The organism is Mesorhizobium sp. B2-3-11 (assembly GCF_006442215.1).
Classification (GTDB): domain Bacteria; phylum Pseudomonadota; class Alphaproteobacteria; order Rhizobiales; family Rhizobiaceae; genus Mesorhizobium; species Mesorhizobium salmacidum.
Genome location: NZ_VFVS01000019.1, coordinates 1 through 22,968, shown reverse-complemented (window position 1 = coordinate 22,968; position 22,968 = coordinate 1). Strand labels below are relative to the sequence as shown.

The 22,968-nt window shown below is 60.9% G+C and carries 19 protein-coding genes, 1 tRNA gene and 5 pseudogenes; 10 read left to right on the top strand and 15 right to left on the bottom strand.

From position 1 onward, the window contains the following. Positions 1-32 precede the first annotated feature (32 nt). Positions 33-1,496, top strand: coding sequence for a betaine-aldehyde dehydrogenase (gene betB / locus FJ960_RS23145; protein ID WP_140506141.1), 1,464 nt, complete (start codon positions 33-35; stop codon positions 1,494-1,496). Positions 1,497-1,502: 6 nt separating this feature from the next. Here the strand turns inward: betB and FJ960_RS23140 are convergent, their stop codons facing one another. Together FJ960_RS23140 and FJ960_RS23135 are read right to left on the bottom strand one after the other, a co-directional pair. Then, positions 1,503-3,737, bottom strand: coding sequence for a mannose-1-phosphate guanylyltransferase/mannose-6-phosphate isomerase (locus FJ960_RS23140; protein ID WP_140717011.1), 2,235 nt, complete (start codon positions 3,735-3,737; stop codon positions 1,503-1,505). A gap of 51 nt (positions 3,738-3,788) precedes the next feature. Continuing rightward, on the bottom strand, positions 3,789-4,688 hold the full coding sequence (locus FJ960_RS23135; RefSeq protein ID WP_140717009.1) for a LysR family transcriptional regulator: 900 nt from the start codon (positions 4,686-4,688) through the stop codon (positions 3,789-3,791). Between the two features lie 113 nt (positions 4,689-4,801). On the opposite strand from FJ960_RS23135, the gene FJ960_RS23130 reads away from it, so the two are divergent. Then, complete coding sequence (locus tag FJ960_RS23130; RefSeq protein ID WP_140506146.1) at positions 4,802-5,689, top strand: NmrA/HSCARG family protein; 888 nt, start codon at positions 4,802-4,804, stop codon at positions 5,687-5,689. 1 nt (position 5,690) lies between these two features. On the opposite strand, the gene FJ960_RS23125 is transcribed toward FJ960_RS23130, so the two are convergent. After that, entirely contained in the window at positions 5,691-7,211 is a 1,521-nt protein-coding gene (locus FJ960_RS23125) for a phosphomannomutase/phosphoglucomutase (RefSeq protein ID WP_140717007.1), read from the bottom strand. 199 nt (positions 7,212-7,410) lie between these two features. On the opposite strand from FJ960_RS23125, the gene FJ960_RS23120 reads away from it, so the two are divergent. Beyond that, positions 7,411-7,487: transfer RNA gene (locus tag FJ960_RS23120), tRNA-Pro, on the top strand. Positions 7,488-7,751: 264 nt separating this feature from the next. Here the strand turns inward: FJ960_RS23120 and FJ960_RS23115 are convergent. The 4 genes and pseudogenes from FJ960_RS23115 to FJ960_RS23100 form a co-directional block, all read right to left on the bottom strand. Further along, complete coding sequence (locus FJ960_RS23115; RefSeq protein ID WP_140717005.1) at positions 7,752-8,141, bottom strand: VOC family protein; 390 nt, start codon at positions 8,139-8,141, stop codon at positions 7,752-7,754. Between the two features lie 646 nt (positions 8,142-8,787). Continuing rightward, a pseudogene (locus FJ960_RS23110) lies at positions 8,788-8,985 on the bottom strand (SDR family NAD(P)-dependent oxidoreductase); the annotation flags it as partial. Next, positions 8,985-9,374 (bottom strand): annotated as a pseudogene (locus FJ960_RS23105) (cupin domain-containing protein); the annotation flags it as partial. The pseudogenes FJ960_RS23105 and FJ960_RS23110, both read right to left, overlap by 1 nt. A 240-nt stretch (positions 9,375-9,614) precedes the next feature. Continuing rightward, a complete protein-coding gene (locus FJ960_RS23100; protein WP_181174295.1) occupies positions 9,615-12,956 on the bottom strand; it encodes a DEAD/DEAH box helicase in 3,342 nt (1,113 codons plus the stop codon). Between the two features lie 316 nt (positions 12,957-13,272). Between FJ960_RS23100 and FJ960_RS29990 the strand changes: the two genes are divergently transcribed. The 4 genes and pseudogenes from FJ960_RS29990 (at position 13,273) to FJ960_RS23080 (ending at position 14,862) form a co-directional block, all read left to right on the top strand. After that, positions 13,273-13,680, top strand: coding sequence for a Crp/Fnr family transcriptional regulator (locus FJ960_RS29990; RefSeq protein ID WP_348642367.1), 408 nt, complete (start codon positions 13,273-13,275; stop codon positions 13,678-13,680). A gap of 19 nt (positions 13,681-13,699) precedes the next feature. After that, the gene (locus tag FJ960_RS23090) at positions 13,700-13,936 is read left to right on the top strand and encodes a hypothetical protein (protein ID WP_140717001.1); all 237 of its coding nucleotides are present in this window, start codon (positions 13,700-13,702) and stop codon (positions 13,934-13,936) included. 510 nt (positions 13,937-14,446) lie between these two features. After that, a pseudogene (locus FJ960_RS23085) lies at positions 14,447-14,533 on the top strand (IS5/IS1182 family transposase); the annotation flags it as partial. A gap of 68 nt (positions 14,534-14,601) precedes the next feature. Further along, positions 14,602-14,862 (top strand): hypothetical protein, encoded by a 261-nt coding sequence (locus tag FJ960_RS23080; RefSeq protein ID WP_140716999.1) that lies wholly within the window; start codon positions 14,602-14,604, stop codon positions 14,860-14,862. A 1,249-nt stretch (positions 14,863-16,111) separates the two neighbouring features. On the opposite strand, the gene FJ960_RS23060 is transcribed toward FJ960_RS23080, so the two are convergent. The 5 genes from FJ960_RS23060 to FJ960_RS30190 form a co-directional block, all read right to left on the bottom strand. After that, positions 16,112-16,642: a DUF1003 domain-containing protein gene (locus FJ960_RS23060; RefSeq protein ID WP_140506160.1), complete on the bottom strand. Its 531-nt coding sequence runs from the start codon at positions 16,640-16,642 to the stop codon at positions 16,112-16,114. Then, positions 16,639-17,673: an alpha/beta hydrolase gene (locus FJ960_RS23055; RefSeq protein WP_246672911.1), complete on the bottom strand. Its 1,035-nt coding sequence runs from the start codon at positions 17,671-17,673 to the stop codon at positions 16,639-16,641. Before FJ960_RS23055 ends, FJ960_RS23060 begins: the two co-directional genes overlap by 4 nt. A gap of 147 nt (positions 17,674-17,820) precedes the next feature. Then, a complete protein-coding gene (locus tag FJ960_RS23050) occupies positions 17,821-18,747 on the bottom strand; it encodes an NAD(P)/FAD-dependent oxidoreductase (RefSeq protein ID WP_140716993.1) in 927 nt (308 codons plus the stop codon). 147 nt (positions 18,748-18,894) lie between these two features. After that, positions 18,895-19,137, bottom strand: coding sequence for a hypothetical protein (locus FJ960_RS23045; protein WP_140716991.1), 243 nt, complete (start codon positions 19,135-19,137; stop codon positions 18,895-18,897). A 337-nt stretch (positions 19,138-19,474) separates the two neighbouring features. Next, positions 19,475-19,609: a hypothetical protein gene (locus FJ960_RS30190; protein WP_281405566.1), complete on the bottom strand. Its 135-nt coding sequence runs from the start codon at positions 19,607-19,609 to the stop codon at positions 19,475-19,477. Between the two features lie 160 nt (positions 19,610-19,769). Here FJ960_RS30190 and FJ960_RS23040 point away from each other — a divergent pair, with 160 nt between their 5' ends. Both FJ960_RS23040 and FJ960_RS23030 read left to right on the top strand, forming a co-directional pair. Then, positions 19,770-20,069: a DUF1236 domain-containing protein gene (locus tag FJ960_RS23040; RefSeq protein WP_140506165.1), complete on the top strand. Its 300-nt coding sequence runs from the start codon at positions 19,770-19,772 to the stop codon at positions 20,067-20,069. An 868-nt stretch (positions 20,070-20,937) separates the two neighbouring features. After that, positions 20,938-21,153, top strand: a complete 216-nt coding sequence (locus FJ960_RS23030) for a DUF3072 domain-containing protein (protein ID WP_140506169.1) — start codon at positions 20,938-20,940, stop codon at positions 21,151-21,153. 123 nt (positions 21,154-21,276) lie between these two features. On the opposite strand, the pseudogene FJ960_RS23025 reads toward FJ960_RS23030, so the two are convergent. The 3 genes and pseudogenes from FJ960_RS23025 to FJ960_RS23015 all read right to left on the bottom strand — a co-directional run bounded on the left by FJ960_RS23025 (position 21,277) and on the right by FJ960_RS23015 (position 22,572). After that, positions 21,277-21,655: pseudogene (locus tag FJ960_RS23025) on the bottom strand (low affinity iron permease family protein). Positions 21,656-21,823: 168 nt separating this feature from the next. Further along, a complete protein-coding gene (locus FJ960_RS23020; RefSeq protein WP_246672910.1) occupies positions 21,824-21,994 on the bottom strand; it encodes a DUF4112 domain-containing protein in 171 nt (56 codons plus the stop codon). A 104-nt stretch (positions 21,995-22,098) separates the two neighbouring features. After that, positions 22,099-22,572: a YidB family protein gene (locus tag FJ960_RS23015; RefSeq protein ID WP_140716989.1), complete on the bottom strand. Its 474-nt coding sequence runs from the start codon at positions 22,570-22,572 to the stop codon at positions 22,099-22,101. Positions 22,573-22,864: 292 nt separating this feature from the next. Here FJ960_RS23015 and FJ960_RS23010 point away from each other — a divergent pair. Continuing rightward, positions 22,865-22,968 (top strand): annotated as a pseudogene (locus FJ960_RS23010) (ribonuclease Z); the annotation flags it as partial.

Genomic DNA, 22,968 nt, shown 5'->3' with positions numbered 1-22,968 from the left:
CGCGTGGGGCCGAAATGATTTGGAGACCTCCCATGCGCGCCCAGCCCACGGCTTCGCACTATGTCAACGGACGCTATATCGAGGACGACGGCGGCGCGCCGCTGCCGGTGATCTATCCCGCGACAGGCGAGACGATCGCCATGCTGCGTTCGGCGACGCCGAACGTGCTGGAACTAGCTATTGAGGCCGCACGCGCCGCACAGCCTGCCTGGGCGCGGCTTAAGCCGGTCGAGCGTGGCCGCATTCTGCGCCGTGCCGCCGACATTTTGCGCGCCCGCAACGCCGATCTTGCCCGCATCGAGACGCTCGACACTGGGAAGGCGATCCAGGAGACGCTGGTGGCGGACGCCCCTTCGGCAGCCGATTGCCTCGAATATTTCGCCGGCGCGGTCGCCGTCTTCAACGGCGAAGCGGTCGACCTCGGCGGACCCTTCGCCTACACGCGCCGCGAGGCGCTTGGCGTCTGCGTCGGCATCGGCGCATGGAACTATCCGATCCAGATCGCCGGCTGGAAATCAGCGCCGGCGCTCGCCATGGGCAACGCCATGGTATTCAAGCCATCGGAAAACACGCCGCTTTCGGCACTGGCGCTGGCCGAGATCTACTCGGAGGCCGGCCTGCCCGACGGGCTCTTCAACGTCGTGCAAGGCTATGGTGATGTCGGCGCCGGGCTTGTTGGCCATGATGTCGTCGCCAAGGTCTCGGTGACCGGCTCGGTGCCGACCGGGCGAAAGGTGCTGTCGCTGGCCGGCTCCAAGATGAAGCACGCGACGATGGAACTCGGCGGCAAGTCGCCGCTGATCGTCTTCGACGATGCCGATCTCGAAAATGCCATTGGCGGCGCCATGCTCGGCAACTTCTATTCGACCGGCCAGATCTGTTCCAATGGCACGCGCGTCTTCGTCCAGAGCGGCATTCACGATCGGTTTGTCGAGCGGCTGGTCGAACGGACCAAGAAAATTCGCATCGGCGATCCGCTCGATCCGGAAACGCAGATGGGGCCACTGGTCTCCAAGGCACAGCACGAGAAGGTCGTCGGCTATGTCGCGGCCGGCAAGAAGGATGGGGCGACGCTGGCCTGTGGCGGCAATGTGCCGTCGCTGCAGGGCTTCCAGGGCGGCTTCTTCGTCGAGCCGACGGTGTTCACCGGCGTCACCGACACGATGCGGATCGCCCGCGAGGAGATTTTCGGCCCGGTCATGAGCGTGCTGAAATTCAACAGTGAGGACGAGGTGATCGACCGCGCCAACGGCACCGAGTTCGGCCTTGCCGCGGGCGTTTTCACACGCGACCTGCCGCGCGCCCACCGCGTCATCGCCGAGTTGCAGGCCGGAACCTGCTGGATCAACGCCTACAATCTGACGCCGGTGGAAATCCCCTTCGGGGGCGTCAAGCAGTCCGGCATCGGCCGCGAGAACTCGCTGGCGGCGCTGGCGCTCTATTCGCAGCTGAAGTCGATCTATGTCGAGACCGGGGACGTCGCCAGTCCGTACTGATCCTGCCTACTTGTCCACCGTGCGATCCAGATACTGGGTCAGCGCACAGACCAGGTGATAGAAGATGCTCGCCGGCACGTCCGACGCCAGCGAGCGGCCGCGCTCATCGATGCGATCGATCCACAGACCGAGCGGGGCCGGGTCGATGTGCCAGCGGAACAGTCGGCCGACGCGCGCCTCGATCTCCGGCTTCAGATCAGGACCGCCCGAGCCATCCAGCGCGATCGCCGCCTTGAGCGCCTCGGCCTGCGGCCAGCTGCGCGATATCAGGTCGAGCGGCAGGCCCTGCCGCGAGACTGCCCCATAGGCAAGGCCGGTGGCACGGTTAAGGCCGTTGGCGATCGCCGAGGCATAGAGTTTTCGGGCAAAGACGCTTAGTTCGGCCTGGCCGCTGCGACCGGCGAAATCGACCAGCAGCGATGCCCATTCGAAGTGGTGGCCGGGTTCGGTCCAGGTTCCCTTCTCTCCGGAGACCGGTTTCCATTCGGCATCGAAATACTCGCCGAGCGTCCAGCTCTCAGGGTCGAAGAAATGGCTGCGGAAGAGGTCGATGATGCGCGCCGCACGACGCAGATGCGCGCGCTCGCCGGTCGCCTGATGCCAGGCCAGGAAAGCTTCGAGTAGATGCATGTGCGGGTTGGAGCGCCGCTCGCCCGTCCCGCCAGATGTCTCGAGGAAGCCGGTCATGCGGCTGTCCTCCAGATGCGCATCGAGGAAGGCGAAGGTCTCTTCGCCGAGCCGCAAGGCATCGGGATTGCCCGACATATGCGCGTGCGCCAATGCCAGCAGGATGCAGGAATGATCGTAGGCATCCTCGACCGGGTCGGCGACGGAGCCATCGACATTCAGCGTGCGCACCCAACCGCCCCGTTCGGTGCGCCCGTGCCCCGCCATGAAGTCGATGCCATGCGCGATCAGCCGGTCGGCCGGGCCGGTCCAGCCGTGCTCCTTGGCAACCGCGAAAGCGTAGATCTGCCTGGCCTGGGTGCGCATGCGCTTGGGTTTGATGAGCGGCTTGGCGTCGAAACCCAGCGCCTCGTGGAAGCCGCCATGGCGCTCGTCGACGCCTGATGTCGACCACAACGGCAAGGTCTCGTGGAACAGCCAGTGATGCACCCGTCGCCGCCAGGCGCCGCTTTGGATGACGCGGTCATGCGCGGGCGTAAATCTGGTTTCCAGCCGTCCCGATTTTTCGAGTTGCTCGACGATCTTTTTGACGTGCTGGCTGTGACTGACCGGGGCAACGAAAGTGGCATCGGCGGTCGAGACGATGGCAACGTCCTTCATGCCGATCGCCGACAGCAGGCGGCCATCGCTGCGGATATAGGAATTCTCGCAATCGATGGCGACGACATCACCGACGACGACATTGCCCCGGCCGTCGGCGGGACCGACATCGAGGAGCGATTGCCAGGAGCCGAGATCGTTCCAGCGGAAACCGGCCGGCACCATGGCTATGTCTTTTGCCCGCTCCATGATGGCATAGTCGATCGAGTTCGACGGGATCGCCGCGTAAAGCTCCAGCGGCATATAAAGGCCGGACAGGTCCGATGTCGCCGCCTTGTAGGCCGCTTCGGCGGCGTGCCAGATATCGGGCTGGAATGCCTCGAAGGCGTCGCGCATGGCACCGGCCCGAAACAGGAAGATGCCGGTGTTCCAGTAGAAATTTCCCGCCTTGAGATAGTCGTTGGCCGTCGCAAGGTCGGGCTTCTCGACGAAGCGCGAAACGTCGAATATCCCTCCCTTCTCGGCCGATACCTCTATATAGCCATAACCGGTTTCCGGCTGGGTCGGCTTGATGCCGAACACCACCAGGCGGCCGGCGCGCGCCGCCTGCGATCCCGCTTCGATGCTTTGCCAGAATTGCCCTGTCGTCGCTATTTCATGGTCCGAGGGCACCACCAGCACCAGGCTGTCGCCGAATTCCGACAAGGTGCGCAGGGTCGCCAGTGCGACGGCGGCGGCAGTGTTGCGTCCCGCGGGCTCGAACAGGGGGCCGCCACCTGCAAGATCGAGACCGGCCAAGTCGGCACGGACACGGTCGGCATGACGCTCCGAAGCAATCAGGAAGATCGGCGTCTCGCCAGCCGCTCTCGCCGTCAGGCGGCGCAAGGTCTTGGCCAGCATGGAACCATCGCCCGACAGATCGTGGAACTGCTTGGGATTGTCCTCACGTGACAACGGCCATAGCCGAGAACCGACGCCGCCGCTCATGACAAAACTGACGATCCGCTCGGTCATTCAGGTCTCGCGCTCGGGAATTGAAGGTCGATTGAGTAGCACAGACGCCTTTTAAGCGGTATCAGCCCGATTGGAAATCCGCCCGGCCGCCAGTTCGATGAAGGCCTTTACCAAGGGCGAAAGGTGGCGGCTGCTCGGATAGAGGACATGCAGTCCGCCGGCCGGTGTCGTGTAATCCTCGAGAACGCGCTGCAGGCGCCCCTGATCGATCAGCCCTTCGGCCATCGCCTGGGGCAATTGGGCGATGCCGAAGCCCGCGAGCGCGGCCGCAACCACCGCCTGCATTTCATTGGCGGCGAAGCGCCCCGCGACCACGACCGTCTCCTGGCCTTGTGGTCCATCCAGCACCCAATGAGCAGCTGAGGCCGATGGGCCCGCGATGACGCATCGATGGCGCGCCAGATCCGCCGGACTTTCCGGTATTCCGTATCGCGTTAGATAGTCGGGGCTTGCGCAGAGCAGCCTGCGCGTGGCGCCGAGCTTGCGGGCGATCAGCGTCGAATCCTGAAGGGTGCCTGTGCGGAAGGCAAGGTCGATACCGTCCTCGACCAAGTTGAGCTTGTCGTCGGTGAGGCGAAGCTCGACGTTGGTCTTCGGATACAACGCCAGAAAGTCGACCACGGCGCGGATGAGGAAATAGCTGCCAAAACCTACCGGGGCTGAAATGCGGATAGTGCCCGACGGTTCTGCCCTCGCCTCCGCGAGACGCAGATTCGCTTCCTCTATAGTCCGCAGTCCCTGGCTGCTCTGCTCATAATAGGAGCGCCCGGCATCCGTCAGGTTGAGGCTGCGTGTCGTGCGCTGCAGCAGGCGCACGCCGACCTCGCGTTCTAGCGCGGCGACACGGCGGCTGACCGTCGTCTTGGGTATGGCGAGCAGGCGCGCGGCGGCGGTGAAGCTGCCGGCTTCGACGACGCGAGCAAACACGACGATATCATTGAGATCAATCATTGTGCTCACAAGTGGAACAAAGTTTTCCAATTATAGGCAATTATGCATCAATCGGACAGGGCTTAATTTTGCTCCGGACAAACAAGCCAGACAGAGAAGAAGGAGCAGACGAAATGACCAGCAAACGAAGCGTTCTTGTGACCGGCGCCACGGGCCAGCAAGGTGGCGCGGTTGCGCGTGCCCTGTTGGCTAGAGGCCATCACGTCAAGGGACTGACGCGCAAGCCGGACAGCGAGGGCGCGCGGCAACTGGCGTCGGCGGGCGCCGAGGTGGTGGCCGGCGATCTCGCTGACGCGGGCTCGGTCGTGAGCGCCGCAAAAGGCGTCGACACCATGTTCCTGATGGGCAACAGCTATGAAGCCGGCCTCGAGGAGGAGACCCGTCTGGGGATCCTTGCCGCCGATGCTGCGAAGGCCGCCGGCGTCGGACACCTGATCTATTCCTCCGTTGCCGACGCCGACAAGAATACAGGCATCCCGCATTTCGAAAGCAAATATCTGGTCGAGCGGTATATCGAGCAGCTCGGCATTCCCTATTCGATCAGCGCGCCGGTGGCCTTCATGGAGAATGCCGTCGCGCCGTGGTCGATCGGTGCGCTCAACCATGGCATCCATGCCTTCGCGATGCCGCCCAAGCGGGTGCTTCAACTGGTCGCCCTCGCGGATATCGGCGCATTCGTGGCCGCTCTGGCCGAGCGGCGAGAGCGGGTGTTCGGCAAGCGCTTCAATTTCGCCGGCGACGAATTGTCGGGCGAAGAACAGGCCGCAATTCTGTCCGGCGCCATCGGCCACCCGATCCGCTATCAGGAAATACCGATCGCGGTTGCTCGTCAGCAAAGCGAGGACGCTGCGCTGATGTTCGAATGGTTCGACCGCGTCGGCTACGACGTCGATATCGCCACCTTGCACAGGGAATTTCCGGAGGTGCGCTGGCACGGCTTTGCCGACTGGGCGCGCGCGTTCGACTGGAGCGTTCTGACGACCAAAGCGCCAGAACGCTGAACTAGAAGGTCTGGTTGTAGGCGCCGACTTCCGGACTGCGGCGCAGCACGGCGTCGACGGCATCGAACATCTGCCGGCGACGCTCGGACGAGACCGGGCTTTCGACGACCACGACCAGTTCCGGCTTGTTCGACGAGGCGCGCACCAGACCCCAGGTGCCGTCCTCGGCGACGACGCGCACGCCGTTGACGGTGACGAGGTCCACGATCTTCTGGCCCGCGAAACTGGAGCCGTCCCGCTTCATCGCCTGGAAATCGGAGACCACCCGTTCGACGACGTCGTACTTCACCTCGTCCGCGCAGTGCGGAGACATGGTGGGCGTGCCGAAGGTCAGCGGCAGCGCACGGTAGAGATCGGCCATCGAACTGGCCGGGTTGCGGTCCAGCATCTGGCAGATGGCGATTGCCGTGACCAACCCGTCGTCATAGCCGCGCCCGATCGGCGGGTTGAAGAAGAAGTGGCCTGACTTTTCGAAGCCGGCGACCGCGCCGAGTTCGGCAACGCGGCGCTTGATGTAGGAATGGCCGGTCTTCCAGTAGTCGGTAACGGCGCCATTGGCGTGCAGCACCGTGTCGGTGTTGAACAATCCGGTAGACTTAACGTCGACGACAAAGGTCGAACCCGGATATTGGCTGGAAATGTCACGCGCCAGCATGACGCCGACCTTGTCGGCAAATATCTCGTTGCCTTCATTGTCGACGACACCGCAGCGATCACCGTCGCCATCGAAACCCAGCCCGACATCGGCCCCTGTCACCAGCACCTTGTCCCTGATGGCATGCAGCATCCGCATGTCCTCCGGATTGGGATTGTAGCGCGGAAAGGTGTGATCGAGTTCGACATCGAGCGGGACCACTTCGCAGCCTATGCGCTGCAAGGCTTCCGGGGCAAAGGCGCCGGCAGTGCCGTTGCCGCAGGCGGCGACCACTTTGAGCTTTCGTGTGATGCGCTTGTCCCCGGTCAGGTCGTCGAGATAGGTGGCGCGAAAATCGCGGACAAAATCATAGGAGCCGCCGCCTGTAAGGTCGAAATCGCCGGCCAGCACGATCGCCTTCAGCGCGCTCATCTCCTCGGGCCCGAAGGTCAGCGGCCGCGCCGCTCCCATCTTGACCCCGGTCCAGCCATTTTCGTTGTGCGAGGCGGTGACCATGGCCACCGACTGCGTCTCCAGTGCGAACTGCGCGAAATAGACCATCGGCGACAGCGCCAGGCCGATGTCCTTCACCCGTGCGCCGGCAGCCATCAGCCCGGAAACCAGCGCAAGCTTGATGCCAAGCGAATAGGAACGGAAATCATGTCCGGTGACGATATCAGGTCCGGCGCCGAGACGCCGGATCAGTGTGCCGAGCCCCATGCCAAGCGCCTGGACGCCGATCAGATTGAGTTCCGGCGGCACCGTCGAACCGGGATGGCCGAACCACCAGCGCGCATCATATTCCCGAAAGCCGGATGCCTTGATCAGTGCCGCGGTTTCGAATTCGAAGCTGTTGGGCCAGGCCTCGGCGACGATTTTTGGGGGCAAGACAGCAGAGCTCCAGGCGGCAAAAACACGATCTATCGAGGCAGCGGCTTAGCACACAAGGCTTTAAACCGCGTTTATCCCGGATGGAAATCCGGGCTTTACGGCACTACCCGACGAAAGCGGACGAAATGCGACAGAAGGGCTGCCATTGCCGCTTGCAGGAACGAAGTGTGGCGGCTATAAGCCCGCGGTCTGGTCACGGAGTGTAGCGCAGCCTGGTAGCGCACCTCGTTCGGGACGAGGGGGTCGCAGGTTCAAATCCTGCCACTCCGACCAGAAAAAACAACGACTTAGGCATCCCGAAGATTGCCTACCCCACAGATATCCCCACAGAAACAGATGAGCATTTAGGCGCCTCGGCCCAACCTGCAGACGTACAAAGCGTTTTCTGAGCAACTACTCCGGGTGGGCCGCGCCCCGGATAGCCTTAGCAAGCTGAACGCAGCAGGAAGCCAGACACCTTTCTGCATCGGAACGAGACTGCCTGGCCAGCGGAGCGCCCGAAGGTCTATCCAGTCGCCGGAGGCGCGTTCGTTCAGCTCATACGGCGCCGGCCTCGTAAAGTTCGATCGGGAGTCCATCCGGATCGGCGATGAAGGTAAACAAGCGCCCCGTGTAGGGGTCTGTTCGGATTGGCTCCACGTCAACGTCTCGCGACCGAAGCAGTTCGGCAGTTGCCTCGACCGACGCGACCACGAATGCAATATGTCTTAATCCGCAGGCCTCGGGCCTGCTGGGCCGGCTCGGCGGATCCGGGAAACTGAACAACTCGATCTGGACGAGGCCATGACGCAAGTCGCACTTCCAAGACCGCCTTTCGGGGCGCCAATTTTCGGCGAGAATGACGAAACCAAGCTTGCTCGTGTAGAACTGCTTGGACGTCTCATAGTCGCTGCAGATGATTGCGACATGGTGGACAGCCAGGAGCATCACATTGGCCTCGCGTAAGCGTCGATAAGGCGTCGCAGGCAGAATCTCATCCGGCTTGGGCGCAACTAAGCGCCGACACCGGCCTCGCCGGCTTGGGCGAAAGTACCCTCACCTTCGGTTGGGCCCCCGATCGTCCGACTTACGTCTTTGAAGCAAAAAAGTGGGGACGTAAACTGCGGCTCGCACTGGACTACGGGCACGGCCGGATAAGAACAGTGTGAGTGTGGCGAAGGTCGCAGCACGTTCAGAGGCCCTCGGGGCACCTAATAGCATCGTTCCCCTTGGAAGACGTCATCCCCCATGATGCAAATCCGCCTAAAGCAGATGCTGAACTAGTGAACCTTTTAGGAGGACGTTATCATGAGACCGCATTCGACTACTCGTCGTCCGATCACTTCGGAGCGCATCGGACGGGCTCTCGACCGCGTTGCCGAAATTATCGTCGCCCAAGGCGCAGGCATTGCTTCCGCTATACGATTACCTGGAGGGCGCTATGGAGGATCTTCAGACGAAGGACAAACGCTTGGCGGCAGTGCGCGAGCGATTCAAACGGTCTAAGGGTTGAATGAGAGCGCGACCTTCGGCCTAGTAGCGGTCATTAATCGTCGCCCCGAAGCTAATCCAGCTTGAGCATTCTTCACGTCACGGCCTGCCCGCCAGCCTGCGCGATCTCATCAGCGATCTGCTTCAGCCTGTAGACGCGCCGGGCGCCTAGAACGACCTTCGCTCCCTGGCTGGCAAGCAGCCTGGCGGTGGCTTCGCCGATGCCGGACGATGCGCCAGTGAGAATGACGACTTTTCTTTGATCATGGTCGGATCCTTTGGTTTTACCGGCGGGGCCAATCAGGCGCCGTATTGTTCGTCGGAGACCTTCTCCATCCAGTCGACGACCTTGCCGTCCTGGACTTCCTGCATTGCGAGGTGGGTCATTGCGGTCTGCGGCGCAGCGCCGTGCCAGTGCTTCTCGCCAGGCACAAACCAGACGACGTCTCCCGGCCGAATCTCCTCGATCGGACCGCCCCAGCGCTGGACCCGTCCGACTCCCGACAGGACCACCAGGGTCTGTCCAAGTGGGTGCGTGTGCCAGGCGGTGCGGGCGCCCGGTTCAAATGTCACGTTGGCGCCTTGGACGCGCTCGGGGGCAGCCGGATTGAAAAGTGCATCGATCCGGACCGTCCCTGTGAACCAGTCGGTCGGACCCTTTGCCGAAGGCTTCGATCCCGCTCTGAGAAGAGCGCGTCCTGCTTTTCAGGGCGGGAACATAGCTTGCGGCAGTAAGTTGGAAGGCCATCGGAGACAACAGGCACGCAGCTGATGGGCGTCCACATCAATCACTTCCTGAGGGATATCCTCATCGAGGTCGCTGAAATGCTTCCGGTTGTGACTCAAAGGGAAAGAACGCCAACTGACGAACTGCCCGTCGGAGCGCCGAACTTTCCCCATGATCTGGAACCGGTGATCCAAGCGAACCCATCACGCACTGGGCCGGCTGGACCTGGCCGCACGCAAGGCTCCAACTAGGGAGCGGACGGCATCGACGCCTGAGCCGCGGGGCGGGATCGACGGCCTGAAAATCAGCCGGCCGTTGCGGAACTCGAAGCTATGTGCGTTTTTAAAGCGCCATTCGGATGCCACCGTTTTCTTGCGGAAGGTGATTGCGATGGCTTCGGGTCCCACGTCGACTTTGCTGATGCCCAGTTCCGCCGCGCCTATGCGCAACCTGGTCAGTTCCAGTAAATCCGCTGCTGGACCGGGCATATCTCCAAAGCGGTCCTCGAGCTCTTCGCCGAACGCGTCGAGATCCGTCTCGGAAGTCATGTGAGACAGCCTCGCATAAAGGCCAACGCGCACTGTGGGCTCGTTGACGTAGCTTGCGGGAAAGGCCCCATTTGCGGCGCCTTTGATATCGGCAAGATGCTTGTCTGGATCGGCCCCTCCCCCAGCCAGCGAGACCGCCCGCTCCAGCAGATGCTGATAAAGCCCCGCTCCGATCAGCTTCATGTGCCCGGCTTGATCTTCGCCGAAGAGGTCTCCTGCCCCGCGCAGGTCGAGGTCTCTTTGACTGATCGCCAGGCCGGAGCCAAGCCGATCGAGCGCAATCATGGTCGAAAGTCGAGCTCTTGTGCCTTCGGCCAGCTCGGCGCTAGGCTCGGTAAGAAGAAAGGCAATAGCCTGCGCCGCTCCCCTTCCGACCCGGCCGCGAAGCTGGTGCAATTGTGCCAGACCGAACCTGTCCGCCCGCCAGATCAGGATGGTGTTGGCCCGCGGTACGTCGAGGCCGCTCTCGATGATGTCGGTGCTCAAAAGGATGTCGCCTTCACCGTCAGCGAATCCGACCATGATTTCGTCCAGCCGTGTCCCTTTCATTTCTCCATGGGCCGTCACAACCGCGAGTTCCGGCACCAATCTGTTTAGCTGCTCGCCAACCGGGTCGATGTCCTCGATGCGTGGAACCACCAGGAAGCTCTGTCCGCCCCGGCGAAATTCGCGCAAAAGGGCGGCTCTAACCGAAGCTGGATCGAAGGGCTCCAGAATCGTGCGGACGGGACGCCTTTTGGCAGGCGGAGAGTTGAGGACGCTGACTTCCTGGATGCCTGACATCGCTGATTGCAGCGTGCGCGGTATCGGCGTGGCGCTCATGCTCAGCGTATGAAGGCGGGGCGCCATGTTCCGCAGCGCCTGCTTCAGCTTGACACCGAACCGGTGCTCCTCGTCGATCACCAGCAGTCCCAGATTGGCGAAGGTGACGCTCTTGGCCGCCAGCGCTTGCGTACCCACAACCACCGCGACCCGACCGCTCCGCAGCCGCTCTTTGACCGTTCTCGCCTCCGCCCCGCCAACCATTCTCGAGAGGTGGGCGACATCGAGGCCTGTCCCGGCAAACCGGCGGCTGAACGTCTCATAATGCTGGCGTGCCAACACGGTTGTCGGGGCTATGACCGCAACCTGCTTCCCGCACAGGGCGGCGGCAGCGCAGGCACGCAGGGCCACCTCTGTCTTGCCGAAGCCGACGTCGCCGCAGACAAGCCGGTTCATTGTTCTCCCTGACGAGAGGTCGTCGAGCACATCGCGAATGGCGGCGGCCTGGTCGGGAGTCTCGGTATAGGGAAACTTCGCCGCAAACCGGGCGAGATCCGCGCGCGAGCATTTCATGATCTCGGCAGGCTGGCTGGACCTGGCTTTGGCAAGGCCCGTCAAGCGCTTGGCAAGCCTGTCGATGTCGCGCAGCGCAGCCTTGCGTCGGCTGAGCCACCCGTCGCTGTTCAAGCGATCGAGCGACACGGCATCGGGTTCCGAGCCGTAGCGCCAAATCCGCCCAAATTCATCGACCGGAACCAGCAACGACGCCCCGCCATGATATTCCAGCCTGACGACATCCTGTGGCTGGCCGGCCAAGTCGACCTGTTCGACCGCCACCAGAATGGCCAGGCCATGATCCTCATGGACGACGACGTCGCCAATGCGCAACTCGGGGTCGAGCATACTGGTGGCGGCGCCGCCGTTTGCCTTCAAAGCCCGGCCAAAAAGATCGGTCGCAGCCACCAGCGCGATACGGGATTGCTCGTCGACAAACCCTTCGTCGACAATGAATTCGGCCTTGAGAAGAGAGCCCCTTGCGGCCGAACGGATTTGCGGCCAGTCCTCCGCCTCCCCCATTCGCCGGCCAAGCCTCCGATCGAGCAGACGATCCGCTCGCTGCAGTTCAGAGGCTTCGCCGGCGAACACCACAGTGACACCCGACCTCGTCTGCCTTTCCACAAACTCGGCGAACTGATCTCGGGATCGCGCCCGCCGAACGAATTTGGGAACTCGGGTGGCCGAGACGGTAGGACTCGTGCGGCGGCGTTTACGAACCGCGACATCCCATTCCTCGCGCGACAGGTAAAACTGTTCAGGCAATGGTGTTGCGGGTTCGGCAACCTCTTGCCTGGCACGACGTGCATCTTCGATCAGATCCAGGAAGCGGTCGAGCGGCGGGCCTTCGAGCCCTTCTGGCAAGGAGATTGAGGCGCCGGATGCCACATCGAAGACCGACGGCATACTGCCATACAACGCGATCAGGCGTTCTTCCATCGGTGTCGTTCGCATTGGTGCCAACTCGGAATGATCAGCTGTTGCGAACATCAGCTCGGATGCCGGTCCAACAGTGATCGACTCTCGCGAATGTTCGCTAAGCTGGGTGACGGGATCGTAGATCTTGAGTTCTCGGATGCAGCTATCTGGACCGAGGACAAGACGGACCGGGTGATCGGCGCCAGCAGGGAAGATATCCATCAGGTCGCCCCGAAAGGCTATCTCGCCGGGTTCGTCCACCCTCTCGTCGACGGCGTATCCCACCGCCTCGGCTTTCGTCCGGAAGTCGTGCGGGTCGAACATTTGTCCGAGTTCCAGAATTGTGAAGCCCCCAGCAATGACTGGTGCGGGCGGCACCCGCTGGAGAGCGGTCTCGATCGACAGAACCACGACGCGCGGGCGTTTGGGCTCGCCTGCGATCTCATGCAGCGCGCGAAGCCTCCGCCCCATATTGGCGCGTGTCGGCCATACCCTGTCGTAGGGCAGGCAGTCCCAGGAGGGCAGGAAGATGATGTCTGCGCCTGGCAGAAACTGACGCAAAGCTCCAGCGATCTCTTCGGCACTGCGTTCCGAGGCGGATATATGGATAATATGCTTGTTCGGACCGTCCTCCAGCGAGTCGGCCAGCGCCGCCGCAATTGCCGCAGAAGGCGAGACGCCCTGTTCTCTCGCGACCTCCCTGTCGTTTGAGGGATGATCGAGTTGTTCGATAATTTCAGTCCTCGAAATAGGTCTGTTCACTGAGATCTCACCTTGCCAACGGTGGGGAACGTCAAGGGGGCGACCCCGTTCCTCTGGCGCGGATTAAAGTGTGGCAGGCAGTGGCAGGGCGTGCGGTTTATCGAGCGGCGATGCCAATACGCATCGCCTGCCGGAACGTGCGTAAAGCTGGGCGGTGTCCGGCAGGGGCAATATCCTCTCGAAGTCGCCTGCCCGGCTTCATGCATTCGAACAGAGCCGTTGATGCCGCGCGACGCTCGTCGGTTCCGAACTGTCACCGCCAGCCGGAACTTTTGGCGTGAATAAAAGTTCGGTAGTGCCGGCCCGAGTGGGCTTCATGCGACACGACGCTCTGCGCAGCATTTGCGACCAACACCCCCGCATCGCCACGGCCTTCTGGCGGTCGACGCTAATCGACGCCGCAATATACAGGGAGTGGGTCACCAATGTGCGGAGACGGGAGGCTTATACCCGCATGGCTCACATTTTATGCGAACTGATATGGCGCATGCGATCGGTGGGGCGCATTGAGGATCACGTTGCGGATATTCCCATAACTCAGGCCGCACTTGGCGATGCATTGGGTTTGTCAACGGTCCACGTCAACCGAATGCTTCAGGAACTACGACGTGAAGGCCTCATCGCCACCACAGGATCGAGAGTGCATGCTCGCGACTGGGCCGGCCTCAAGAGGGCAGGAGATTTCGACACAACCTACCTGCACCAAAAGAACCCCGCAGATTAGTGGTGACGGGAACTCTTCGATGGCACGATTTTTCTTTGACAGCGGTGATCGCGATCTGGTCTTGCAGGATGAGATAGGTGTGGAGTGCGCTGGTATCGAAGAGGTTCGCCGTGTCGGATTCGAGGGCCTCGTCGACCTCTCGAGAGACGAACTGAAAAGCATCGACGGGCAGCAATTGTTTGTCGAGGTGCGTGATGAGAATGGGGAAAAAGTCCTGCGACTAAGTCTATCACTTGATATCAAAATGATGAGATGAATTCGTACGGTTTTCACGCCGGCGGCTGCGCCCTTGCGACGGCATCCGGTTGCTCCCGAAAATCTCTGCAACAGGAACGTGGCAACGGCGCCACGAACAAAGTTGCTTTAGTTTGCCGCCTGCCGGATCAGGCCCTGCCCACAAGCTAACCATGCCCATCGGACGGGAAGCCGGGAAGATGGTTCGGGCTTGATCACGGAGTAGATCGGCGCAAGTGGGCGGGCGCTTTAATCTATGTAAGTGCATCAAAGTCGGTGAGCGATTAATTGGGTCTATGCTTCGCACGCAGGACTTGTCAGCTCACGGGGCCCTATATCAGCTTGGAGCAAGACATGACAATCGCTTCCTGGACCTTCATCTCGCCAGATCAGACCAACAAGAAAGAGGTTCCGTCGGTGGAGGATCCGTCTAATGGCTGAGCACCGTCGCAAGCTCAACGCGTCAGGTCCGGGCCTTCCGGAGCAGATACAGCCCTCTACCTGTCCCGGCGGCTCATCATTAGCAGGTGTCCGCCGCGTCGCAACACGATACGACAAGTTGCTCGCCAACTTCATGGGCTTTGTCAAGCTTGCCGCTATCGCTATCTGGCTCAGATAGTTAATCGTCACTACGCCCTAGAGCAAGTTGAGGGCTGTCAGACAGCCGTCCTTTACCCAGGTCGCCGATTGCTCAACCGCAGTTTGATATTCAGCCAGGGAACCATCAGGGAGCCGCCGAGTTCGACCAAGGATAAGCCTTGGGTTCCCAACATGGAAGAAATCGGCAAGGCCCAACAGAGGGCCATAGCCCGTCTCATACGTCAATGGATTTCCTCGGACGCCAGCCGTCGCCAGCTTCGGCAGTTGCTGGATCTGCCGACAGATGCGGATATGCCCCGCGAACATCGGTCATTGCTCGACGAACTTGACCGCAGGGTCGACGAATGAGTGCATGCTTGCTCGCACGAGGGAAATTCCGACAGGCACCCGGTCGCGGCGGAGTATTCTTCTCGGAGGCCCCGGAACTGCAACTTGCAGCGATCGTTAGTTTATCTCAGCAGCGGATAGTGCAATGCAACGAGCAGCAAACGAAGCGGGCCGAGTGGCAAAAGGCCAGGAACTTGAGGTTGAACACCTGGTTGAGCTCACGGAGATCGATCCCAAGCAGGCGCGAAGGCTTCTTCGCAGGCATGGGACCGATTGGCCGAAGCTCAGAGACGAGGCGGAAGCTCTGAAGACGGAAGATTAGTCGTCACCTTCCCAGCGGCTGCCGAGAAAGCTGTTCAAGTTCGTTCTCGTCCGTAATCCCGGCTTGATAATAAGCAAGGATGCGCGATGCAAGCCGTTCTCTCTCGGTTTCGGTTTCGTTTTTGATATTGCTGCGTGCCAGGACGCGGCTCAGTACGGCAAGTTCTGATGGGGTATAGGGTCCCTATGCATCGCATCTCAACTCCCGCGTGGCCCGCCTCCGGAAGGGCCGACGTGGCCTCAAGCCGGTGTGCCAGCTCCGACGCCGAAGAAACAAGAAATCGTAAACAAGCATTCTCCGGCGCGGCCTAACGCTGAACGGGAAAGAATGTTCTGGAGGTTTCATGGAAGGAGGAAAAACGAAAAACGACGGGGTTTGCTGTGCATTTTAAAGTTGAGAAACGGCGGTTGTGATCCGGGTAGAAAGAAGACTGTCGCCACATACATATACAACTGGAATGGTCGGGTTGGACCTCCGCAAGCCGAGCGACCTCCGATTGTCCCGGCCCCAGGCGATGTCGGTGAACGCGGCCTTGGGATCGGGTCGGCAGCATTTCGACCGCCGACGAACTAGAACCAAGCCTCCTCCAACCCTGACTCGAGGTCGAGCAGTATCATCGGCTCATCTTCGACGATCAGAACGGCGCCATCGTTCACCGGAATATCCCCAGGTCGCCCACCGCTACCTCGGCGTCAACTTGGTTCCGTCTGATACCCATCGGCGGTGGGTGACTCCGAAGCGTTACGCCACCGCGACATCCAAGCGTAGTGATGAAGGCCCGCCTCGGACAAAACCGAGACGGGCCGAAGCTGCTTTGACAGCCTTGAGGCCAAGACAATGAGGGAGGATTGTAGGCCTGCAACCAAACATTGAGCAGCGGTAAATGTTCCTCGGGGTAAGCTCCTTCAGTCTCGGCGGCGGCCCGTTCGACGTGTGCATCTTGTTTGCTCAAGATTTCTCCTGATCTGCGGAAGCTTGCTGGATTTGCGTCATCACCTGCCGGGGATCGACATTCTCGGCCAGTTGCGGCAGCTCCTCATCGGCCGGCGTCGAGACATTCAGACGGCCTGTCAAGGCGGCCACCATTTCGATGAGCCGCGTGGTTTCGTGCTCGTTGAGAAGGCTGATCTGGAGGTCCAGTTCCGCTCGGCGCTCGCTGTGTTCGGCCATTCTGTTTTGGTTGATCAGCACGAAAGTGGACAGGAAGATTGCCTCGACCGAGGCGACCATGGCCAGGATCACAAAAGTTGGGTCCCATGCTGGGATGGCGGGTATCGCGTCAAGGTTGGCAAGAATCCAGGCGACGAGAATTGCGAGATGCAAATAGACAAAGGCCATACTTCCCGCGAAGCGCGAAATGGCGCCAGCAATTCGCGCCTGAAGGCTTTGGTCCTCCTCCTGCTGTCGCCTGTGGTCGATCAGGGCCTGGATGTTCTGGTGAAGGACCGACTGTATGTCGGCGGGATGTTGATCGTTCATTTCTTTAAAGCCCGGTTTGGCGGGGATATCATCTGCTGGCCCTCATCGCCGGCTGGTACCTCGGGCGAGACCGAACTTGTCGGCTGGCCTAGGTCGCGGCCGACGGCCCCTTGAAACGAGGAGTGCAGTCCTGCAATCGCGTGGACCATGGCCACCACCGCCTGAGGGGCGCTCTGGTGAACCATATGGCCGGCGCCCGCAACGACGTTGAGGAGGGACCCGCTGACCTCCGCATGCAGGCGTCGTGCTTCCTGCTCCGCGTCGAACAACCGGTCTCCAGAGGCGGCCACGATGCCGGTCGGCACGGCAATATCCCTGTAGCTGGCCTTCGTCAGCAGGGCCGCGGCCAGCATTGATGCCGACTCCGAGCACACGGCGCGCAGTTGGGAGGGGCGGCTGGCGACCTCTTTTGCGCGAGCGGCGAAGTCGGCAGCGACAACCGCCGGGTGAAAGATCTTCTGCATCGCCCACGGCCAGGCAAGCCTCACAAGCGGCGGCAGCAAGGTGTGGCGAAACGCTGTGCCGGCGACCGGCAAAGCCGGAAGTGCGGCCAGTGCAAGATCAAGCCGCGGGGGCGGATAATAATAGCCGGAAACCAGCACGATACCGGCAATCGAAGGAGAATGCCTGCGCGCCAGTTCGAGGGCTATCCAAGCGCCCCACGAATGCCCAAGCACCAGATATTTCTCGATGCCCAGCCTGCCGGCGGCGGCATGTATGAGATCGGCTTGGTCGCGGGCAGACCACCGCCGGCCCCGCGCCCGTGTGCTTCGCCCGAAGCCCGGTCGATCAAATGCGAGCACCCGATAGGTCTTTGCCGCCTGATCGAAGATGCCACTCGACTTGAAATCCTGCGCCATGGATCCGTTTCCATGCAACAGAATGAGCGGCATGCCAGTGCCGGCTTCGAGAAAATGCAAGCGTATACCGTCAATCTCCAGCACACGCCCCTGCGCCCGGCCGGCAAGCGCACGCTTGGCGCGGACGTGGTTGTATCCGGCAAGTGCCGCCAACGCGGCGACAAGCAGCACGGTCGAGAGCTTCGGTCCATCTCTGTCGAACGCCATGCCAATGCCTGCCAGGAAGTGTCTTGCTCGGTTGCCCGCCGTGTCGAACCTTCGGGACGACAGCTTGTTCCGCCAGACAAAGACAATGCTTTGTAGCCGGCTGAAAACGGCTCAGGCGGTAAGCTCTCTGTGGGCATGAGACGCGGCAATGGCAGCCTGTCCAAACGCGACGGCTATCTGGTTCAACGCTTTTACAACGTCACCGATCGCGTACATGCCGTCGACGGACGACTGCTGGTGCTCATCGACCGTGATGTAGCCCTCCGCGCAACATCTCGCGCCGAGGCCCAGGGCGAGTTGGGAGCGCACCTTGCAGCCCAATGCCGCATAGACTGCATCGAAGCGGCATGTCGTTCCGTCTTGCAAAATCGCCGCACACCCGTCAGCAGCCTGGCTGAGCTTGTCGAGAGTGTGACGGATGAGTATCCCTCTTTCGCCGGCCGCGCGGCGCGTGCTGGTTGAAAAGTCCGATGCGTGGGTCCCCAGCATCGTTACGTGTGGCGTGAATCGGCTAAGGAAAATGGCCTCGTGCAAGGCTCTGTCGCCCTGCCCGACGACCGCTATCTTCCGGTCGATAACCTCGTATGCGTCGCACACCGGGCAAAGCCGAACGACACCTGCGGCAATTGCCTCCGCCATGCGAGGCAAGACGGGTGTCGTGTCGATAATTCCGGTCGACAGGAAGACCTTACGCGCCCGGATTGTGCCGATCGAGGTCTCAGCGTCAAAGCCTCCGTCGCCAGAGGCCAGCGAAAAGACTTGCCCCTGCATCACGGTTGCTCCGTACAAGCTCGCGTGACGTCGGAGCCGATCCAGAAGATCGGGGCCACTTATCCCTTCTGGAAAGCCCGGACAATTATGGCTCCTCGGGATCAGGGCGGCACGGGGATCGCCGGCATCGACCACCAGCACGCGATGGCGGAAGCGGGCAAGATACTGGGCCGCGGTCAGTCCCCCGGGCCCGCCTCCGACGATCAGCACATCTTCGGCCTCGGCGTTCGGGTGACTGGCGTGGCTGTCATGCCTGGATTGTTCCATTAATGGTGAACTATCTGGATTGTTCGATGTTCCAGCACGACACGACAAGCCAAGCGAACACGCGCCAGTCTGGATCGAACTTGACTGGCGGCCCGGCTATTGAGAAATCCGGGCTTCAGAGCGATTGTGCGCACCTGACCGTCAACGTCAGGCAGCGTTGCTGTCTTCCGTTTTCCAATCGCCCTGCCAACGCGCGCGCACGGCAATCATCAGCATGGCCGGTTCCGTCATCCCGGTCTGGAAAAGCCTGATCAGCTCTCTCGCGATAAAATGTGCTGCCGCGGTGTCCGGGAGAACGTCAAACTCCTGGCACATCGCGTCGAAGACCGCACGGAGCGTATCCAGATCATTGGGGTAGAAGGTGTCCGTGCGAATGGGTCGGTCAAGCATCAAGCGTCTCCAAACGAGCGAGAGTGCGATGGTCTCCCAAGCAGCGGAGCATTGCCCGCTGCCCTCGCGTTTTATGCGGCACAGCGCACGATGTGTCGCTAACCTATGATGTACCAAGCGAAGTTCGCGTACAAAGAGTCAGGCCCGTGCTCATCCGATGCCGCGCTCAACCGCACGGAGCGGTTTCCGGGTCGAAGTAAGCCACCCTCCAGAAATCGTGTTGGTCGCCTCGATGAGTGCTGGTTAGAGGGCTCGCACGCCACACTTGCGAGCAGCGGGCGAGCCCTATCCGGCGCAGGAAGGGACATAGCTGCGCGGATCCCGTTGGCCGCCCTCGTCATCCAAGAGCTACGCCGATTGCCAGGAGAGTAATCGCCATCGCGAAGACCGGTGCCAGCAACCAGCGTGCCTGGCCAATACTTTTTTCCATGACGCTTTCTCCAAATTTGCGGCGGTCAACGGCGCCGGTCATGTGACGGTTCCTCGATTTTGCTGAACGCAGACCTTTTCAGCATCATTCCAAGCCCAAAGTCCGGGATGCAAATCGGACCTAGGTACGGGCTCGGAACGTTTCGGATTCGGACACGTTCGGTCCAGGGCGATTATGCCCGAGCTCACAGGAAGGCTGTCACATGAGAATGCATTTCACCGCCGCCGCTGCTTCGTTTCTGCTCCTTGCCGGTGTCGGCATCGCTGCAGCCCAGGACGTCGTTATCGCGCCTGAACAGGACACGGTCATTCAGGAGTACGTGCACAAGCAGCCCCTCGCGTCCGTGGAAGTCCCCGGGGTCGAACTCAGCGTCGGCGCCGCGCTTCCCGACACCGTCGAGCTTCGCGAAGTTCCCAACGTCAAGTACCGCTATGTCGTGGTCCACAACCGGACAGTTCTCGTGGACCCGGGCACCCGCAAGATCATCAAGGTCTATAACTGACCAAAGTGCGGGTAGGCCCGTCGCTGATTGGGGCGACGGGCTGTACCGATTCAGAAATGGCGATCTTAGTGAGCGTCTCGCATAGACGAGGTTGGCGACAGCATCGACCATGACCGCAAATGCTGTCAACTTCCTCCCCATTCCGATATCCCGCCTTCACAGCATGCCGACCACGCGTTCACCGGTTCGGCAGAAGCGCCGCTCACTGTTAACCACCTGTCGAGTTGCGCCGCAGACCATTGTGGGCGCGCTCCGGCGGTGAGCGTCAGGGGGGTGAAGACCGGTGCTTTCTCAGCCTGGTAATCGCCGAGCGTCCGACGGTGATCACGCCGCCGCAGTCAGTCCGCACCGTCAACTTGTCGGCTTTGCGATCGATGCGGATGATGTCTCCAACAAGAACGACCTTATCTCCAGCGCGGGTTTTAGGTGGAGGGTCAACCGAATAGGGTCGGTCATACGATGGAATGTTTACTTTGGCGCGTCCGCTAGGCAGCATCGTGCTAACCGTACCCGTCAAGGTGACCTCGTCACCGATCTCAAATTCCCGGGGCACGCTATAGTGTAGCATAGACCTCCTCCGGCGCGTTCCTGATATTAATGCCGGCAAACTGACTTGGTTGCGTGAAATCGCAAGTCTCCGTGGCCCCAATCAGGCCGAGCACCCCTCTGCCAATGAGGCTTGCGGAAGCGCGGGTAGGAATTGCCGACGCCGTCGATGAATGCATGGATTGATCGCCGCCCATCCAGCGCGCCCCTCAGGGCTGACAATCTTGTCGACGGGGGTCGATGAACCGCGGCTCGTGACAATTCCCTTACGGAACAAAAGGAGATCAGAGACATTCTCTCCTGCTCAGACAGGAGACCTCAAATGCAGAACCTAAACGACAATGCTGATGTTTCAGCCAATATCGACAAGGACCCTGATGAATGGGTTAGTGGAGACGATCCAATGACGCCATCGCAAGCCTCATACTTGAAGACCCTGAGTGAGCAGGCCGATGACGCCGCGAGCTTCGAACAAGGGCTTAGTAAGGCCGAGGCATCCAAGCGCATCGATGCGTTAAGGGCTAAGCTGAAACTCTAACCGAACCTCCCGCGCTAGCCGTTCAATGCTGGAGACGGCGCAGCGTGTCACTTTGACGGCGCTGACGATTGCGACTGCCCCGCGAAAGCGGAGAAGGCCATTAGCCCATGCACCGCGACGCTGCTATGAACGAGTTCGATCCTTCTTGGACGCGTCCCGGGATAGGGGCAGCACGTTCGATTGAGTCGCTTCCTCTTCGAGCATCACTCGCTTTGCCCGGATCTCCTCGGGTTCGGCGTGCTCTAACCCGACAACATCGTTTCTGGTCTCTTTCAACGAAACGACGATCTCATCGAGCTTGGCATGAAGGGCGGCGGTGTCCCGATAGCCTTGAATGAGCACAACTCCGGTGATCACGATGGCCGCTACCGACGGGCTAGGTAACTGCATTCGTCAGGCCGAATGGCACCAGCGCGGTACACAGCACCATCGCTACAACCATGACATAAAAGCCAGGTGGGCGCGAAAGGAAGTCGGCCGTCAGAAAGAGGATGTGATTCATGAGGGGGTTCCTGTCGCGTACTCCTTGAGGTTGCGCCAAGGTGAAGAGGGCGACCAGCGCAGCGATAGCAACACAGATCGGTACAGCCGCGAACAGTCCAATCTCAAGAATGCGCGTCTCATTATTGCTGAACATCGTATAACCTCACTGTGTTTGAGGGATCAACAATCAACGATGAGGTCGGTTCCGACCGGTTGCTGCATCCCCTAGTACTGGCACTAGGCCCACTAAGGCATCCAATCCAAACCGAATTGGCGTTGCCGGGAGGCGCCATCGTGAATCAAGCAGAACGGCCAACAAGTCGAGCTCAGCAATTGCATTCGCAGTCTGACGATCCACAATAGGCTGCTCGCTTGTCCATAGCTTGGCGGCTGGCCTTGCTCGCTCGATCCGATCTCCTCGATAGCGCACTGCCCTTTCAAGTCCGCCTCCACCATCTCTGATTAGCTTTGCGTCGGCCGGAAAGGCACGTCATCGAGCAGCGTCGGCTCGCCCGAGGCATTCGTTTGGTGATCAGCTGGCAGGTTGCCGTTTGGGGTCATCTGGTTAATGGCATCCGGCAGATCCCTCGTGATCCTCGCAATCAGCTCCTCGCGCGAAAGGCCAGTCTGCCTCGAAAGAGCTTCCAGCGTCTGCACGTCAATGGCCCTTTCCACCTCGTGAGGCTCGATCGGCTCGTTCGGCCCGGTGCCAACCCAAGAGTCCACTTTCGCGCCTGCACCTGCATTTCTAAAACGGTCGAGAAGATCGCCGAGCGCTGTACCGGAAACGCCCTTGGACACCTGGTCCAAAATCCCACCTTGCGGATTGTTTGGATCGCGCTCTCCCGCCCCACGGATCATCTCTGCGATCTTGTCGCGGTTTTGATAAGCCAGGACTCCCAGCATAGCGATCGCAAGTCTTCCAAGATTTGCCACTCGTTCCTCCTCTGGTCTCGACTATGGAAAAGGTCGCGCGCTGCCAAAGGTTCCGCAATTGGCCAGCTAACATTTGGGGGCGCGCAGGTCCGGTCGGGTGGAGGGCGGCAAGACGGTGGGATAGCCGTTTCGCACCACCAAATTATGGATTGAATGTTGCCTGGCTTTGACCTCGGAGCTCTCCTGATCCTGCAAAACCAGTGCCAGATACGAAATGCCGGTTTGATGCTTTCGCCGTCGAACGCTCCCCGCCCGCTTTCAGGTGTCGTTGCGCGCGAGGTACACTGCTCGCATGACCTTCAGGCTTATGTTTCTTGGCACCTCGGCCAGCGTGCCCTCGGCCGAGCGCAATCACCCGGCGCTGCTCGTTGAAGCCGGCAGTCAACGGGTGCTGGT

What these genes read in the sequence shown, in the direction of transcription:
- FJ960_RS23140 (WP_140717011.1), bottom strand. Translation starts at nt 3,737, where the DNA reads ATGACCGAGCGGATCGTCAGTTTTGTCATGAGCGGCGGCGTCGGTTCT.
- FJ960_RS23115 (WP_140717005.1), bottom strand. Translation starts at nt 8,141, where the DNA reads ATGCTCCTGGCTGTCCACCATGTCGCAATCATCTGCAGCGACTATGAG.
- FJ960_RS23050 (WP_140716993.1), bottom strand. Translation starts at nt 18,747, where the DNA reads ATGGAACAATCCAGGCATGACAGCCACGCCAGTCACCCGAACGCCGAG.
- betB (WP_140506141.1), top strand. Translation starts at nt 33, where the DNA reads ATGCGCGCCCAGCCCACGGCTTCGCACTATGTCAACGGACGCTATATC.
- FJ960_RS23135 (WP_140717009.1), bottom strand. Translation starts at nt 4,688, where the DNA reads ATGATTGATCTCAATGATATCGTCGTGTTTGCTCGCGTCGTCGAAGCC.
- FJ960_RS23130 (WP_140506146.1), top strand. Translation starts at nt 4,802, where the DNA reads ATGACCAGCAAACGAAGCGTTCTTGTGACCGGCGCCACGGGCCAGCAA.
- FJ960_RS23045 (WP_140716991.1), bottom strand. Translation starts at nt 19,137, where the DNA reads ATGCTTGACCGACCCATTCGCACGGACACCTTCTACCCCAATGATCTG.
- FJ960_RS23060 (WP_140506160.1), bottom strand. Translation starts at nt 16,642, where the DNA reads ATGAACGATCAACATCCCGCCGACATACAGTCGGTCCTTCACCAGAAC.
- FJ960_RS23090 (WP_140717001.1), top strand. Translation starts at nt 13,700, where the DNA reads ATGGCACGATTTTTCTTTGACAGCGGTGATCGCGATCTGGTCTTGCAG.
- FJ960_RS23030 (WP_140506169.1), top strand. Translation starts at nt 20,938, where the DNA reads ATGCAGAACCTAAACGACAATGCTGATGTTTCAGCCAATATCGACAAG.
- FJ960_RS30190 (WP_281405566.1), bottom strand. Translation starts at nt 19,609, where the DNA reads ATGACCGGCGCCGTTGACCGCCGCAAATTTGGAGAAAGCGTCATGGAA.
- FJ960_RS23040 (WP_140506165.1), top strand. Translation starts at nt 19,770, where the DNA reads ATGAGAATGCATTTCACCGCCGCCGCTGCTTCGTTTCTGCTCCTTGCC.
- FJ960_RS29990 (WP_348642367.1), top strand. Translation starts at nt 13,273, where the DNA reads ATGCGACACGACGCTCTGCGCAGCATTTGCGACCAACACCCCCGCATC.